Consider the following 14641-nt stretch of genomic DNA (forward strand, 5'->3'; position numbering starts at 1 on the left):
AAAGAGTTACTTGGGGAAACCGTGCGCTTGGCATTCGGGCAAGATGATATTCTAAACAAGCCCAAGATGCACAGACGGGACGCATCGCGCCACGGGCATTGCATGCCTGGACTCTTTCAGTATCGATGGACTATTTACCTGGAATGAACAATGAACGAAGAAAAATTTTGGCAGCTGATAGAGCAAATCGACCGTGAGGCCCTGCAAGACGGCGACGCCGATGCTGCGGTGGAACCATTGACGGAAGCCCTCGCCGAGTTGCCGGTCAAGGACATCAAGGGCTTCGAAGAGTGCCTGGCGCAGGCACTGTACCAGCTCGATGGCAAGGTGTTTGCGGAGCAGGCCGGTGATTCAGGGAAGTCGGATGACAGTTTCCTGTATGCGCGCTGTTTCGTCGTCGGCTCGGGCAAGGCCACGTACGACAGCGTTCTGGCCGACCCCACACTGATGCCCGATCAAACGGACGCGTGGCTGGAAGAACTGTTGAGCGTCGCTCCCGAGGCCTGGTCCGAGAAGACAGGGCGCGACACCGATGACTGGGATTTTACCGCCAGCGTCGACTATGAAACCGGAAGCAATTCCGCCGCCTGGCCTGGCTAGGGCGGCAATGGACGCCATCGCCGCAAGCAGGGCGCATATCCAGCTGGCCGATGGCGATGCCGGGCACTGGGAGGCGCACATGGCGGCGGCTGAAGCCGTGTTGCGCAGCGCCTTGCAAGCGGCCCGGCAAGACACGGCCCTGATCACCTGCCTGGGCGCCGTGCTGTGCGACCAGGGCAAGTACAGGGACGCCGTCAACGTACTGGAAACAGCGCTCAAGCTGGGCTCGACGGACAGCCATACCCATTACAACCTGGGGGTGGCCCTGGCGGGACTGGCAAAGCCGCGCAAGGCCATGGCGCAATTTGGCAAGGCGCAGGGTCTTGCCGCTTCCAGCCTGACCTGGACCGCCTATTTCGACCCGCAGGCCCAATAGGCGCGTGCCCTGAAAACTATTCGAACTGCTTGCGGAACGCCTCGAACTGCGCCGCCAGGCCGTCGAAATCGCTGCGCAATTGCAGCACTTCCTGTTCCAGCTGGGCGACCCTGCTGCCCTGCTGCGGCGCGCTGACGGCGCCAGCAAAACCGGCCGCCGTCTCGATCTGCGCCAGCGCTTCTTCGCCGCCCAGCAGATGGCCGTAGCGCGGTTCCTTGGCACCGGGAGCGACGGCCAGCTTGGCCACCAGCGGCGGGTATTTGTCGATCAAGAATTGCAGGCCGGCTTCCACTTCCGCCACGGACTTGAATTCATGTACCCTGCCGCTGCGGCTGCGGATCTCGCCCGCCGTCTGCAAGCCGCGCAGCATCAAGATCGTCAGGATGGCCAGCTTGTCCTGTTCCAGCGACCACTTGATGCGCATGCGGTGTTCGTACTTGGCGACACGCGCGCCCGCCTGCGTGATGCCGTTGACGAATTTGCGCTGCATCAAACGCTGCAACACATCGTAGACGGTTTCTTCGGACAGGGCCATGACGGGGTCGCGGCTGGACAGCTGGTTGCAGCCGTTCGTCAGCGCGTTGAGCGACAGCGGGTAGCTGTCCGGCGTCAGCGCTTCCTTTTCGGCCAGCACGGCCAGCACGCGGATCTCGAAGGGGTCGAGCAGATTCGGATTGTCGCTGCTTTTCTCTGCTACGTTTGCGTCTGTAGTCATGCCTGTATCCTTAATCAACCAGCTTGTTCATTTGCTCGGAATCAAATTTATCACACTCGGGCACGCCCTGGCAGCAGATGCCCGCCGCCTTCAGGGTGGCGAGGATGGTCTCGATGCGCTGTTCCTGCGCCACGGCGTGCGTGATCAAGCCTTGCAGGGCTTTCGACAGGGGATCGTCGCCGTTGGGCGTGACGCCATACGCGGCGAACAAATGGGCCGTGCTGCCCTCGCGCAGGGCGCTGACATCCTTTTGCACGATGTGCGCGGGGTTGCCGACGGCCGTGGCGCCGGACGGCACGGGTTTCAGCAGCACGGCGTTCGAGCCCACCTTGGCGTACTCGCCCACCGTGAAGCTGCCCAGCACCTGCGCGCCGGCGCCGACGATGACGCCCCGTTCCAGGGTCGGATGGCGTTTGCTGCCGCTGTGCAGCGAGGTGCCGCCCAAAGTCACGCCCTGGTAGATGGTGCAATCGTCGCCGACGACGGCCGTCTCGCCGATCACCACGCCGAAGCCATGGTCGATGAAGACGCGCCGGCCGATGACGGCGCCCGGATGGATCTCGATGCCCGTGATGATGCGGCCGATATACGAAATGAAGCGCCCTACCCACTTCATGTGCCGCGTCCAGCACCAGTGCGCCCAGCCGTGCATGACGATGGCGTGCAAGCCCGGATAACAGGTCAGCACCTCCCAGCCATTGCGGGCGGCGGGGTCACGTTCAATGATGCTGTTGATATCTTCGCGCAGGTGGTGGAACATAATGACAATGAATAAGGTGGAACGCAAATGGTAGCGTATTCGGCGGGGGAATGCTGGAGGGGAAAGCAAATCGGCCGCCAGCACCAGGGCGGCGGCCGATCATGGAAGCGCTACAAAACGTTCAGGACGTTCTTAAGCTTCCAAAGCGATCCGCTGGCGGCGGGCTTCGTACAGACAGACGCCGGAAGCGACCGACACGTTCAAGCTCTCGACGGAGCCGAACATCGGGATGCTGACGAGGATATCGCAGGTGTCGCGCGTCAAACGGCGCATGCCTTCGCCTTCGGAACCCATGACGAGGGCCGTCGGGCCCGTGAAATCGGCTTCGTACAAGCCTTTTTCGCCGTCGTCCGACGTGCCGATCAGCCAGATGCCGCGTTCCTTGAGTTCACGCATGGTGCGCGCCAGATTCGTCACGGTGATGTACGGGACGGTTTCGGCGGCGCCGCTGGCGACCTTGGCGGCCGTGGCGTTGAGGCCCACGGCGCGGTCCTTCGGCACGATGACGGCATGTGCGCCGACACCGTCGGCCACGCGTAGGCAGGCGCCCAGGTTGTGCGGGTCGGTGATGCCGTCGAGAATCAACAGCAGCGGCGGGCCGTCGATAGCGTCCAGCAACTCATCGAGATTGCGCGCCAGCGACAGTTGCGAGGCAAACGCGATCACGCCCTGGTGACGGCGCGTGCCGACGATCTTGTCCAGACGCGACGAGTCGACAGGCATGACGCGCACGTTGGCAGCCTTGGCGGCGGCGATCATGTCCTTCATGCGGCCGTCGACGCGGCTGGCATCGACAAAAATTTCTTCCACGGACGACGCTTCATGACGCAGACGCGAGGTGACGGCGTGGAAGCCGAAAATCATTTTATTCTTCATTATTTATCGTTTCTTCTTGCTTGTTTTTGATACAGATACAGTTTTTGCTGCTCGTGGTGCCGCCGCAGCGGGTGCCGCGGCTGGTTTCTTGCTGCGTTTCGGCGCGGCGGCCTTGGGCGCCGCCGCCTTCGGGGCTGCCTTGGCTGCAGGCTTGGCTTGCGCCTTGGCGCCGTTGGCACGGCCGCCGGAACCATTGCCGGGTTTGCCACCGTTGTTGACGCTGGTTTTGATCTCATGGCGCTGCTCGGTCGCTGGACCGGGCTTGACCATCGATTTCTTTTCGCCCTTGCGCTTGCCGCTGCCGTTCGGCTTGGCTGGCGCTTCTTCGCCCGCCAGTTCCGCATCGGTGACCAGGCGCAGGTCGATCTTGCGCGTTTCCAGGTCGACACGCGCCACTTGCACCGTCAGACGGTCGGTCAATTGATAACGCTTGCCCGTGCGCTCGCCACGCAATTCATGGCGCGCATCGTCGTACTGGAAGTAATCGGTGCCCAGCTCGGTGACGTGCACCAGGCCTTCGACAAACAGGGTATCGAGTTGCACGAACACGCCAAACGTGGTCACGCCCGTGATGGTGCCGGTGAACTCTTCGCCCAGCTTGTCCTGCATGAAGTAGCACTTCAGCCAAGCTTCCACGTCGCGCGACGCTTCGTCGGCGCGGCGCTCGTTGGCCGAGCAATGCACGCCCAGCGCGTCCCAGATGGTCAGGTCCGTCTTCTTCGGCTTGCCGTCGGCCTTGTCCTTCGCCTGCTGCTTGCGCGTGGCGTTCGACACGTTCGTGTTCAGCACGGTCTTTTCGGACAGCTTCGGCTCGTATTTCTTGCCTTGCAGAATGGCCTTGATGGCGCGGTGCGTCAGCAGGTCGGGATAGCGGCGGATCGGGCTGGTGAAGTGGGCATACGCCTCGTAGGCCAGGCCGAAGTGGCCGATATTGTCCGGGCTGTAGACGGCTTGCTGCATCGAGCGCAGCAGCATCGTTTGCAGCAGGGCCGCATCGGGACGCGCCTTGATCTGCTGCATCAGGGTCTGGTAATCGGATGCCGATGGCGTGTCGCCGCCCGTCAGGTTCAGGCCCACCTGCTTGAGGAAGGTGCGCACTTGCGTGAGCTTTTCCTTGGTCGGGCTGGCATGGATGCGGTAGGTGCCTGGATGCTTGTTGCGCAGCAACAAATCGGCCGCGCAAACGTTGGCCGCCAGCATGCACTCTTCGATGATCTTGTGCGCTTCGTTGCGCGTGCGGGGGATGATCTTTTCGATCTTGCCCGCGCTATTGCAGACGATATACGTTTCCGTCGTCTCGAAATCGATGGCGCCCCGCTCCGTGCGTGCTTTCAGCAAGGCGCGGTAGACGGCTTCCAGGTTCTGCAGGTGCGGCAGGATGTCCGCGCGGCGTGCCGCTTCGGGTCCCTTGGTATTGCCCAGCACGGCAGCGACTTCGTCGTAGGTCAGGCGCGCGGCCGAATGGATGACGGCAGGATAGAACTGGTACGCCTTCAACTCGCCCTTGTCGCTGACGACGGCGTCGCAGACGAGGGTCAGGCGGTCGACGGCCGGGTTCAGCGAGCACAGGCCATTCGACAGCTTTTCCGGCAGCATCGGGATGACGCGGCGCGGGAAGTAGACGGACGTGCTGCGCTCCAACGCGTCGATATCGAGCGCGTCGTTCGGTTTCACGTAATGGCTGACGTCGGCAATCGCCACGATCAGGCGGAAGCAGTTGGCGCGGCCGATCTTGACGGGTTCGCAATACACGGCATCGTCGAAATCGCGCGCATCCTCGCCATCGATGGTTACCAAAGGCACGTCGCGCAGGTCGACGCGGTCTTTCAGGTCGGCGGCGCGCACTTCGAATGGCAGCTTTTCAGCTTGTTTGAGGGCGGCGGCGGAAAAGACGTGCGGCACGTTGAATTTACGCACGGCAATCTCGATTTCCATGCCGGGATCGTCAAGCGCACCGAGCACTTCGACGATCTTGCCGACCGGCTGCTTGAAGCGCATCGGTTGCTCGGTCAGCTCGACGCTGACGATCTGGCCCGCTTTCGCCTTGCCCACCGAACCGGTGACCAAAATGTCCTGGCCGATGCGCTGGTCTTCCGGCGCCACGACCCAGGTACCGTTTTCCTGGATCAGGCGGCCGATGACGTGGGTATTGGCGCGGTAGGTGACTTCGACGATCGTGCCTTCCGGACGACCGCGGCGGTCCGTGCCGACGATGCGGGCCATGACCTTGTCGCCATGCAGTACTTTCTGCATTTCTTTCTCAGGCAGGAACAGGTCGGCGCTGGCGTCGTCGGGAATGACAAAGCCGAAGCCGTCGCGGTGGCTGGTGACGCGACCGGCGACAAGCGCGCTCTGGTCGGCCAGGCTGAAAACACCGCTGGCGTCAGACTTGAGCTGGCCGTCGCGCTCCATCGCCTTCAGGCGACGGACCAGGACATCCATGGAATCGGCATGCACTTGCAGCGTTTTCCCGAGAGACTGCGGGTCGAGAGGCGCGCTGACGCTGCGGAATATGCCGAGAATGTCCTCCCGGCTGGGGATGGTGTGGGTATTTTGGCTCAAAAGTATTTCTATAGTTGTTATTGACAGTGATCAAACGGAAGACAAAGACCGATGACATCACCGTCAATATTGACACGGTGATGTCCGGTAGTGTACCGGAGGACGCCTTGGTTTGCCTAACGGACAGCGTAGCGGAAACCGAACAAGTGCCCCGCCGATGAAAAAAAGGAGAAAAGCTGCGCAATGCATTTGACTTCGGCAAATATTGCTCTATAATCTCGGTCTCTTGCAGCGACAAACCTTCACGGGAATGCAGCTACAGGAAAGCGGTACAGGGTTGATGTGCAGTATGGAGCGAAAGCTCATCTGGCGCAAAACTCTTCAAGTCGCTATAATAGCAGAATTGTTGTGAAGTTATTTTTCAACAAGTACTCGAGCAGTAAAAGTAATAAGTCACAGCAGCATCAGTGCCCACGTGGCGGAATTGGTAGACGCGCATGGTTCAGGTCCATGTGCCTTCGGGTGTAGGGGTTCGAGTCCCTTCGTGGGCACCATTACCTAATTCGCAAAAAAGCCGCAAACTTTCACGAGTTTGCGGCTTTTTTCATTTCCGAAACGAAAACCCATTTCCCCCTCCCCGCAATCGCCACGCACCTGCCAGGCGATGACATTCACTCCCCGCACTCCAGCGAATGCCATCCGTCATCAAAAACGCTGAAAAAAGAGGCAGATTCAGCCTTTTTTCATAGGGAAAAGCCCTTTTCAGGCGAAAAAACATGTTTCTTGCAGAAAAGTGCAAAATGTTGATTGACCGAATGCGCGCCAGCCCTTATGATTTTGTCCTCGCTGCAGAACATGCAGCGACAAGCAGCAAGCAGTAACAATGCCCACGTGGCGGAATTGGTAGACGCGCATGGTTCAGGTCCATGTGCCTTCGGGTGTAGGGGTTCGAGTCCCTTCGTGGGCACCACCAGCAACAAGTTGTTCATTGTTGTGATCCGCAGTAAAGTAGTCGATAGCAGTAAAAGCAGCACAATGCCCACGTGGCGGAATTGGTAGACGCGCATGGTTCAGGTCCATGTGCCTTCGGGTGTAGGGGTTCGAGTCCCTTCGTGGGCACCACCAGCAACGAGTCGTTTTCGTTGTAGTCCGCAGTACAGTAGTGAGATATAGCAGTAGCAGCATCAGTGCCCACGTGGCGGAATTGGTAGACGCGCATGGTTCAGGTCCATGTGCCTTCGGGTGTAGGGGTTCGAGTCCCTTCGTGGGCACCATTACCTAATTCGCAAAAAAGCCGCAAACTTTCACTAGTTTGCGGCTTTTTTCATTCCAGAATGATTTTAGAATGCCGCATCCCTGCGGCACCCTCCCCTTATTTGGCCAGCGCCGCCTTCACGGCGTCATGCAGGCTCGTCGTCGGACGGCCAATCAGCGCGCTCAATTGCTTGCCATGGTCTTCCAGGCCGCCCTTGGCCGCGCCCGCATCGGAATCGGCCAGCAAGTCGGCAAAGCCTTCCGGCACGCCCACGCCCACCAGCGCCGCCTTGAAGTCCGCCTGCGGCATATCCTTGTACGCGATCGCCTTGCCCGACTGGCGCGCCACTTCGGCCGCATATTCCGCCAGGGTAAAGCCTTGGTCGCCCGCCAGTTCATAGATGGCTTGCGGCTGGGTCGCCGTCAGCACGGCAGCGGCGGCCGCCGCATAGTCGGCGCGCGCGGCCGACGAAAAACGCCCGTTTTGCGCCGCGCCCAGCACGACGCCATGCTCGAGCACGGGCGCCAGGTGCTCCGTATGGTTTTCCAGGTACCAGCCGTTGCGCAGGAAAGTGTATGGCAGGCCGGATGCGCGGATGGCCGCTTCCGTGACGACGTGCTCGGCGGCCAGGCCCAGCGGCGACGTGTCGGCGCGCAAGACGCTGGTATAGGCCAGCAGGGCCACGCCGGCGCGCCTGGCCGCATCGATGACGTTCTGGTGCTGCTGCGCGCGCTGGCCCACTTCGCTCGACGAGATCAGCAGGATTTTCGTTGCACCCTTGAACGCCGCATCGAGGCTGGCGCCATCGTTGTAATCGGCCTGGCGCACTTGCACGCCCAGTGCAGCCAGGCTGGCGGCCTTGGCCGGGTTGCGCACGGCGGCGATGATGTTGGCTGCAGGGACGGATTTGAGCAGGCTGGCAATGACGTGCTGGCCCAGGTTGCCTGTGGCGCCGGTGATGACGATCATGATTTCTCCTTGGTACGTGGGTGGTAAAACCCTATAATAGGACTATTACTTACTTATTGTAAGTACGTACCTTTTGGTAAGTATAAATAAAATCTCATTAACGAGGCCAACTATCATGTCCACAGACACTCCCGGCGCCAGCCTGCGCGCCGCCCTCGCCCGCCAGAACCAGGGCGCGCACCTGCTGGCGGCCGCCTGCCCGTCGCGCGCCGTGCTCAGCCACCTGACCAGCCGCTGGGCCGTGCTGGTGCTGGTACTGCTGCTGAGCGGCACGCGGCGCTTCAGCGAACTGCGCCGCGAAGTGGGCGGCGTCAGCGAAAAAATGCTGGCGCAAACCCTGGAAGCGCTGGCGGGCGACGGCTTCGTGCTGCGCCAGGCCTACCTGGTGATCCCGCCCAAGGTGGAATACAGCCTCACGCCGCTGGGACGCGAGGCGGCCGAACGCCTGGCCGTGCTGGTCGACTGGATCGAGGATAATTATCCGCGTATCGAACAGGCGCGCGCCGACCTGGAAGCGGCACCAGCAGCGCTAAATGCGGCTTGAACAGGTTGCTTTTGGTCATCAAGAATTATCGTTTACTCCTACTTGCCTTGATGTAATACTAGGCCCATGAAACGCGTAAGGGCGCGACACCATGAACCAGTTGATTTCTTCCATCACTGACCGGGCCAATGTGCTGCTGGTCAGCAATTCGCCGAACGATGTGCGCGAACTGCTGTATGTGCTGGACCGGCATAACCTGGGCACGGGACTGGCGGGCGATATCGACGAAGGCGTGGAACTGGCGGCCGGCGGCACGGACCTGATCCTGCTCGACGCGGCCCTGGCGGGCACGAATATCGGCGCCACCTGCATGCGCCTGCGCAATGCGGGCGGACGCCACGGCGTGCCCCTGCTGCTGATGTCGGCCACCCCCAGCGCCGAAGAGCAAGGCCGCAGCGTGGGCGCCGGCGCTTCCGACTACATCAAGATGCCCTTCAATGCGCGCGACGTGGCGGAAAAAATCCTCATGGAACTGGCGCTGCACAAGGCCGAGGCGCCCGCGCCGCGTGCCGCCACGCCGCCGCGCCCCCTGCATCCGCAAACGCTGGAAGTCAATTACCACTCCATCCTGGCCGGTTCGCCCGACGCCGTGCTGCTGTTCGATATCGACAACCGCCTGCTGATCGACGCCAACCACCTGGCCGAAGAATTGTTCGGCATGCCGCTGGCCGAGCTGCTGCAAGGCGGCATGGAGCCGCTGTTCCCCAGGCACCAGGGCGATGGCCGCGCCTCGCCGCAACTGCTGGAAGAAAAGATCCGCGATACCTTGCAAGGCAAGATCGTCGTCTTCCGCGCCAGCTGCTGCCACCGCGACAGCCACCCGATCGCCTGCGAAATCCGCCTGATGCGCCTGTCCGTGCCCGGCCGCCAGCTGGTGCATGCGCGCATCATCGACTTGACCGAACGCAACCTCGCCGAAGCGATGCGCTCGGGCCAGAGCGCCCTGCTGGAAATGGTCGCCAAGGGCGCGCCGCTGATCCCCACCCTGAACCACTTGCTGCTGCTGATCGAAGGCCAGTCGCGCGGCGTGCTCTGCTCCATCATGCTGCTCGACGACGACGGCATCCACATGCATAGCGCGGCCGGCCCCAGCCTGCCGGCCGAGTACATGGCCCTGCTCGAAGGCGTGGCCATCGGCCCCGGCGTGGGTTCCTGCGGCACGGCCATGTTCCTGCGCGAACCGGTGGTCGTCACCGACATCATGCGCGATCCGCTGTGGGCGCCCTACCGCGAGCTGGCGGCGCCATTCGGCTTGCGCGCCTGCTGGTCGCGCCCCATCTTCGGCCAGGATGGCACCGTGCTCGGTTCCTTCGCCATGTACTACCGCGAAGTGCGCCAGCCCGACGCGCGCGACCTGGAGCTGATCGACACGGCCACCGACCTGGCCGGCATCGCGATTGGCCGCATGCGCCACGAACGCGAGCTGCAGCGCCACCGCGCCCACCTGGAAGAGCTGGTGGCCGAACGCACGGCCGCCTTGACGCAGGCCAAGGAACACTCGGAGCAGATGAACCTCGAATTGGCCGCCGCGCTGGAAAATCTGTCCATCACGCAAGAAGAACTGGTGCGCCGCGACAAGCTGGCCGCGCTGGGCGCGCTGGTGGCCGGCATCGCGCACGAACTCAATACGCCGATCGGCAACGGCCTGGTGGTGGCCACCACCATGGCCGAGCGCACGCGCGAAATCCAGGCCAGCTTCCTCGACGGCTTGCGCCGCTCCGAACTGGGCGCCTACCTGACCCAGGCCAGCGAGGCGGACGCCATCATGCTGCGCAACCTGCAGCGCGCCGCCGACCTCGTGTCGAGCTTCAAGCAGATCGCCGTCGACCGCGCCAGCTCGCAGCGCCGCCACTTCCTGCTGCGCCAGTTCATCGCCGAACTGATGCTGCCCATGTCGACGCCGCTCAAGGCCGCCGGCCTGAGCCTGACGCAGGACGTGCCCGATGGCCTGGCCATGGACAGCTATCCGGGTCCGCTGGGCCAGGTCCTGAGCAACCTGCTGGAAAACTGCCTGCGCCACGCCTTCGAGGGCCGCAGCGGCGGCACCATCGCCATCGCCGCGCGCGGCAGCGACGACGGGCAGACGATCACCCTGTCCATCGCCGACACGGGCGTGGGCATCGCCGCCGATGACCTCGTGCATGTCTACGACCCCTTCTTCACGACCAAGCTCGGTTCCGGCGGTTCGGGCCTGGGCCTGCATGTGGCGCACAACATCGTCACGGGCGTGCTGGGCGGCCATATCTATGTTGCCAGCAGCACCGGCGACGGCAGCGGCACCACCTTCACCCTGCAGCTGCCCGCCGCCGCGCCGCAAGCGCCCGCCCCCTGACGGGCAGGCGCGCTACAATGCCAGCAAGCATTTCTTTCGGAGCACCCATGAAATACCTTATCGCCACTGCCCTGCTGGCAGTTTGCGCTGGCGCAATGGCCGGACCTGCCCCCTGGTACAAATGGCGCAGCAAGATCGACGGCACCCTGTCGTGCGCCCAATCGACCCTGGGATTTGGCTGGGAACTGGCCTCGGGACCGTACAAAGATAGCCGTTGCGAAAAACCGGCGCTTGTTAAATAATGGGGCCATGACCACACGGGGCACCGGCTTGAGAGCAAGCGATGGCAATGCGGCGTCGAAAGAGTATGGAACGATAAGAACGTATCTATTCAAACCGAGGAGACCACATGTTTACGAATCCCGAACAATTCGCAACGGCCACCAAGGCCCTGTTTGAATTCCAGCTGATGACCTTCAACACCCTCACCTCCAAGGCCGTGCAAGGCGTGGAACAGGTCTTGGCGCTGAACATGGCCACCGCCAAGTCCGGCATCGAGGATGGCCTAGCCGCCAGCAAGGAAATCAGCCAGGCCAAGGATCCGAAGGCCGCCATGGCCGCCGCCGCCGCCCAGCTGCAACCGGGCGTGGCCGGCGCGAAAGCGTATAAACAGCAACTCGACGACATCATCAAGGAAATCCACACGGAATTCACGACGGCCGCCGAAGCCCATGTGGCCGAAGCGAAAAGCAATTTGAGCGCCCTGATCTACGACGTGACGAAAAACGTGCCGCCAGGCTCGGAAAACGCCGTCGCCATCGTCAAGGCCGCCATCGACAACGCCTTCCTCGGCTACGAACAAGTGACCAAGGCCACGAAACAGGCCGTGAAAACGGTGGAAGAGCAGATCGCCAAGGCCAGCGCGCAAGTGGCGCAGGCCACGGAAAAGGCGACGGGCGGCGCCACCGCCGCGGCTGAAAAGGCGGCGCCTGCCGCCAAGCCGAAGGCTGCCAAGAAGTAATTTGACAAGAAGTCCGTACACACCTATCGGGGCCTGATTCCTCAGGTCCCGATAGGCATGATCCTGTACACGCAGCGCCGTCCCCCTTCCAGCAGATATTCGCTGCGTTCCACCGTGCAATCGTCCCCCAATACCCGCTGAAAGATGGCCAGCTCGGCGCGGCAGAAATTCTGGCACGCCTTGGCGGCCGCACAGATCGGGCAATGGTTTTCCACCAGCAGGACACTGCCATCGTCCTGCGGTTCCGCATGGGCCATATAACCTTCGCCATCGCGCGCCCGCGCCAGGCTGTCCACCCGTTGCGCCAGATCAAGCCCAGGGTCGACCAGCTTGCCGTAGGCGGCTTCGCTGCTGCGCTCGCGCGCGCCGATCAGTCTATCCAGCCCCTCGTCGCCGAACAGGGTTTTCACTTGCGCGATCAATTCCAGGGTCAGGTCGGCATGGCGGTCGGGAAAGCGCGCGTGGCCCGCTGGCGTCAGCTGCCAGCGCCGCGACGGGCGCCCCACCTTGTCGGCCACGTCCCCGCAAGCCACCAGGCCCTTTTCCTGCGCCGCTTCCAGCTGGCGCCGCGCGCCCATGGAGGTGATATCGAGCAAGGCCGCCAGCTGCTGCGCCGTCTGCGGCCCGCGCATCTTCAGCAAGAACAGCGTCTGCTCGGACGTATTCATGCCACGGCCTCGGCATCGACGGCGCCGGCCAGCTGGCGGCGCCAGGCGGCCATGCGCCACGCGGCCCAGGCAGCAGAACAGGCGCCCGTGACGAGGATCAGCCGCGTATCGATCAGGGTCAGCACGGAGCCGCTGAGGGCGACGACGATGTTGGCGATACAAAAGGTGGTGGCCAGCAAGCCCATCACGGCGCCCTGCCCGTGCGCGCTGAAGCGCTCGGCGCACCAGCCCTGGATCACCGTGTTGTACAACGCATTCGGAATGCCGAACAGCACGATGGCGGCGATGCCCACCCAGATATTGCCCAGTGCCAATATCCCGACGGCCAGCGCCACGCCGCACGCATACCAGCTGGCGCGCAGCAAGGGCGCATGGCGGCTGGGACCGCCCGCCAGCAGTGAAGTGATGGTCATCGTGCCGCACAGGCCCACATTCACCCAGGCAATCTCTTGCGCATGGTAATTGGCCGTCTCGACCAGCCACAGCGGATAGAACTCGTAAAAGCTGGCCACGCCGCAAGTCAGCGCCAGCTGCACGATGAACAGGGTGCGCAGCTCGTCATGGCGCAGCAAATTGAGCGAATGGCGGTCGCGCGCCACTTGCCACCACGACGTCGTCAATAACGAGGGCGTTTCGCGCGGCAAGCCCGCGGCCACCAGCACGGCAACGAGCATCAGGGCGGCGGCGGCGATCCAGAACGGCACCGTCACGCCCCAATGCAGGGTAGCGCCCGCCAGGATGGGACCCACCAGCCAGCCCAGGTAAAACGCGCCATTCAGCCAGGACATGGCGCGCAGGCGCAGCGGCCCCGTCAGCTGGTCGGCCAGCATGGCGCGCGCCACGGCGCCGTTACCTTCCAGCAAACCGGTGATGAAACGGGCGACGATGAACAGGGGGTAGGACTGGATCACCAGCGCCCAGGCCGTGAAGGCGTGGCCGATGGCGGCGCCCACGGCCGTGCGCATCAGCAAGGGGCGGCGGCCATAGCGGTCCGACAGCGGCCCCAGCAAGGCCGAGCCGATCAGCAAGCCCAGCGGGTTGATGGTCAGCGCCAGGCCGAACAGCAGTTTCGATGGCAAGCCGAGGAAATTGTTAAAAGCATTCGGCGCCTCGGCCGCGAACAGGGGCGGCAGGATCGGGTACGGCAGGGAGGCGCCGATGGTCGACAGCAACGCCAGCAAACAGGCGGCGGAAATCAGGATGATGTTTTTCATGCGGGCTCGATGGAGATGGTCTGGCCAGACTACGTGAGCACGCCAAATAAGTAAACTAAAATGTTTATTAATTATGCGCATCATTGTCGCCGTGGGGCCAGCCGTGCGCGCCATCGCCTCGGCTATCATTGCCGCATGACTCACGTTGAACAGGGAAAACATGACACTGGCAGAAATTGAACAGCAACACGGCTTCACTTATCCTGCGCTGTACCGGCAGCTGGACCGCGACGGCATGCTGGCCGTGGGTGAATACGGCCCCGACTGGTACAAGCTGGTCTATCCCACCTTGACCGAGCGGCCCACCCTGCTGCTGCATGCGGACGATTTCGAGTTGCTGAGCGTCAAAGCCGCAGCGGCAGCCATGGAAGAACTGGCCGATCCCGACGATTACCGGCAGATCGATCCCGCCTTCCGCGTCATCCCGTTCGCGCAAACGGGCGCGGGCGACCACTACTGCTTCTTCGCGTCCGGCCAGCAAGACGGCGACATGCCCATCGTGCTGCTGTGGCATGACCAGGATGAAGCCCAATACCTGGCAAAGAACCTGCAGGATTTCCTGTTTCACATGTTGTTGAACAGCATGGCCGACCAGGATACGTACAACGACGTTAGCGATGATGAATTCAAGGAACAACTGGCAAACACCCTGGGCACGCATGCACGCTACCTGACGGCGCGCCAGGCCGAAGTGCTGCAAGCCTTGCTGGCCAGGGACATCATCGATTATGACGTGCTGTTGCCGAAGGGACGCAAGGAAGCGCACCGGGGCTTGCTGAGCGATATCGAACTGGCCGGCTTGCGCGCGGAACTGATTCCCTACGAAAAGTTCGACAGCTGTTTTGCCTATGGCACGGCTGGCTGAACAT

Annotated in this window: 14 protein-coding genes and 4 tRNA genes; 11 read left to right on the forward strand and 7 right to left on the reverse strand. The window is 62.5% G+C overall.

Going from position 1 to position 14641, the window contains the following annotated elements:
• Positions 1-150: 150 nt before the first annotated feature.
• Complete coding sequence (locus tag CLU94_RS03925; protein ID WP_099664690.1) at positions 151-600, forward strand: DUF4240 domain-containing protein; 450 nt, start codon at positions 151-153, stop codon at positions 598-600.
• Between the two features lie 7 nt (positions 601-607).
• Positions 608-976: a tetratricopeptide repeat protein gene (locus tag CLU94_RS03930; protein ID WP_099664691.1), complete on the forward strand. Its 369-nt coding sequence runs from the start codon at positions 608-610 to the stop codon at positions 974-976.
• A gap of 16 nt (positions 977-992) precedes the next feature.
• On the opposite strand, the gene CLU94_RS03935 is transcribed toward CLU94_RS03930, so the two are convergent.
• The 4 genes from CLU94_RS03935 to rnr all read right to left on the reverse strand — a co-directional run bounded on the left by CLU94_RS03935 (position 993) and on the right by rnr (position 5889).
• Positions 993-1691, reverse strand: a complete 699-nt coding sequence (locus tag CLU94_RS03935) for a YceH family protein (protein ID WP_099664692.1) — start codon at positions 1689-1691, stop codon at positions 993-995.
• Positions 1692-1701: 10 nt separating this feature from the next.
• Positions 1702-2451 (reverse strand): serine O-acetyltransferase, encoded by a 750-nt coding sequence (gene cysE / locus CLU94_RS03940; RefSeq protein ID WP_099664693.1) that lies wholly within the window; start codon positions 2449-2451, stop codon positions 1702-1704.
• A gap of 132 nt (positions 2452-2583) precedes the next feature.
• Positions 2584-3327, reverse strand: a complete 744-nt coding sequence (gene rlmB, locus CLU94_RS03945) for a 23S rRNA (guanosine(2251)-2'-O)-methyltransferase RlmB (RefSeq protein WP_034756912.1) — start codon at positions 3325-3327, stop codon at positions 2584-2586.
• 3 nt (positions 3328-3330) lie between these two features.
• On the reverse strand, positions 3331-5889 hold the full coding sequence (rnr, locus tag CLU94_RS03950; protein ID WP_099664694.1) for a ribonuclease R: 2559 nt from the start codon (positions 5887-5889) through the stop codon (positions 3331-3333).
• Positions 5890-6298: 409 nt separating this feature from the next.
• Between rnr and CLU94_RS03955 the strand changes: the two genes are divergently transcribed.
• From CLU94_RS03955 to CLU94_RS03970, 4 genes are all read left to right on the forward strand, one after another.
• A tRNA-Leu gene (locus tag CLU94_RS03955) sits at positions 6299-6383 on the forward strand.
• Positions 6384-6714: 331 nt separating this feature from the next.
• A tRNA-Leu gene (locus CLU94_RS03960) sits at positions 6715-6799 on the forward strand.
• A gap of 67 nt (positions 6800-6866) precedes the next feature.
• Positions 6867-6951: transfer RNA gene (locus CLU94_RS03965), tRNA-Leu, on the forward strand.
• A gap of 67 nt (positions 6952-7018) precedes the next feature.
• Positions 7019-7103, forward strand: a tRNA-Leu gene (locus tag CLU94_RS03970).
• A gap of 98 nt (positions 7104-7201) precedes the next feature.
• Here CLU94_RS03970 and CLU94_RS03975 read toward each other — a convergent pair.
• Positions 7202-8053, reverse strand: coding sequence for an SDR family oxidoreductase (locus CLU94_RS03975; RefSeq protein WP_099664695.1), 852 nt, complete (start codon positions 8051-8053; stop codon positions 7202-7204).
• Between the two features lie 115 nt (positions 8054-8168).
• On the opposite strand from CLU94_RS03975, the gene CLU94_RS03980 reads away from it, so the two are divergent.
• The 4 genes from CLU94_RS03980 to phaP all read left to right on the forward strand — a co-directional run bounded on the left by CLU94_RS03980 (position 8169) and on the right by phaP (position 11890).
• Positions 8169-8597, forward strand: coding sequence for a winged helix-turn-helix transcriptional regulator (locus tag CLU94_RS03980; RefSeq protein ID WP_099664696.1), 429 nt, complete (start codon positions 8169-8171; stop codon positions 8595-8597).
• Between the two features lie 91 nt (positions 8598-8688).
• The gene (locus CLU94_RS03985) at positions 8689-10929 is read left to right on the forward strand and encodes an ATP-binding protein (RefSeq protein WP_099664697.1); all 2241 of its coding nucleotides are present in this window, start codon (positions 8689-8691) and stop codon (positions 10927-10929) included.
• Positions 10930-10976: 47 nt separating this feature from the next.
• A complete protein-coding gene (locus CLU94_RS03990) occupies positions 10977-11171 on the forward strand; it encodes a hypothetical protein (protein ID WP_099664698.1) in 195 nt (64 codons plus the stop codon).
• A gap of 107 nt (positions 11172-11278) precedes the next feature.
• On the forward strand, positions 11279-11890 hold the full coding sequence (phaP, locus tag CLU94_RS03995; protein ID WP_077402186.1) for a TIGR01841 family phasin: 612 nt from the start codon (positions 11279-11281) through the stop codon (positions 11888-11890).
• A 41-nt stretch (positions 11891-11931) separates the two neighbouring features.
• Here phaP and CLU94_RS04000 read toward each other — a convergent pair whose 3' ends face one another.
• Both CLU94_RS04000 and CLU94_RS04005 read right to left on the reverse strand, forming a co-directional pair.
• Positions 11932-12558 carry a helix-turn-helix transcriptional regulator gene (locus CLU94_RS04000; protein WP_099664699.1) on the reverse strand — a complete coding sequence of 209 codons (627 nt, stop codon included), beginning with the start codon at positions 12556-12558 and terminating at the stop codon, positions 11932-11934.
• Positions 12555-13772: an MFS transporter gene (locus tag CLU94_RS04005; RefSeq protein WP_099664700.1), complete on the reverse strand. Its 1218-nt coding sequence runs from the start codon at positions 13770-13772 to the stop codon at positions 12555-12557. Before CLU94_RS04005 ends, CLU94_RS04000 begins: the two co-directional genes overlap by 4 nt.
• Positions 13773-13932: 160 nt before the next feature.
• Here CLU94_RS04005 and CLU94_RS04010 point away from each other — a divergent pair, with 160 nt between their 5' ends.
• Positions 13933-14637 carry an SMI1/KNR4 family protein gene (locus CLU94_RS04010; protein ID WP_099664701.1) on the forward strand — a complete coding sequence of 235 codons (705 nt, stop codon included), beginning with the start codon at positions 13933-13935 and terminating at the stop codon, positions 14635-14637.
• Positions 14638-14641 lie beyond the last annotated feature (4 nt).

Source organism: Janthinobacterium sp. 13 (assembly GCF_002749695.1).
Lineage (GTDB): Bacteria > Pseudomonadota > Gammaproteobacteria > Burkholderiales > Burkholderiaceae_D > Janthinobacterium > Janthinobacterium kumbetense.

Coding starts and splice junctions, on each gene's coding strand:
- CLU94_RS03925 (WP_099664690.1), top strand. CDS start 151: ATGAACGAAGAAAAATTTTGGCAGCTGATAGAGCAAATCGACCGTGAG.
- CLU94_RS03930 (WP_099664691.1), top strand. CDS start 608: ATGGACGCCATCGCCGCAAGCAGGGCGCATATCCAGCTGGCCGATGGC.
- CLU94_RS03935 (WP_099664692.1), bottom strand. CDS start 1,691: ATGACTACAGACGCAAACGTAGCAGAGAAAAGCAGCGACAATCCGAAT.
- cysE (WP_099664693.1), bottom strand. CDS start 2,451: ATGTTCCACCACCTGCGCGAAGATATCAACAGCATCATTGAACGTGAC.
- rlmB (WP_034756912.1), bottom strand. CDS start 3,327: ATGAAGAATAAAATGATTTTCGGCTTCCACGCCGTCACCTCGCGTCTG.
- CLU94_RS03975 (WP_099664695.1), bottom strand. CDS start 8,053: ATGATCGTCATCACCGGCGCCACAGGCAACCTGGGCCAGCACGTCATT.
- CLU94_RS03980 (WP_099664696.1), top strand. CDS start 8,169: ATGTCCACAGACACTCCCGGCGCCAGCCTGCGCGCCGCCCTCGCCCGC.
- CLU94_RS03985 (WP_099664697.1), top strand. CDS start 8,689: ATGAACCAGTTGATTTCTTCCATCACTGACCGGGCCAATGTGCTGCTG.
- CLU94_RS03990 (WP_099664698.1), top strand. CDS start 10,977: ATGAAATACCTTATCGCCACTGCCCTGCTGGCAGTTTGCGCTGGCGCA.
- phaP (WP_077402186.1), top strand. CDS start 11,279: ATGTTTACGAATCCCGAACAATTCGCAACGGCCACCAAGGCCCTGTTT.
- CLU94_RS04000 (WP_099664699.1), bottom strand. CDS start 12,558: ATGAATACGTCCGAGCAGACGCTGTTCTTGCTGAAGATGCGCGGGCCG.
- CLU94_RS04005 (WP_099664700.1), bottom strand. CDS start 13,772: ATGAAAAACATCATCCTGATTTCCGCCGCCTGTTTGCTGGCGTTGCTG.
- CLU94_RS04010 (WP_099664701.1), top strand. CDS start 13,933: ATGACACTGGCAGAAATTGAACAGCAACACGGCTTCACTTATCCTGCG.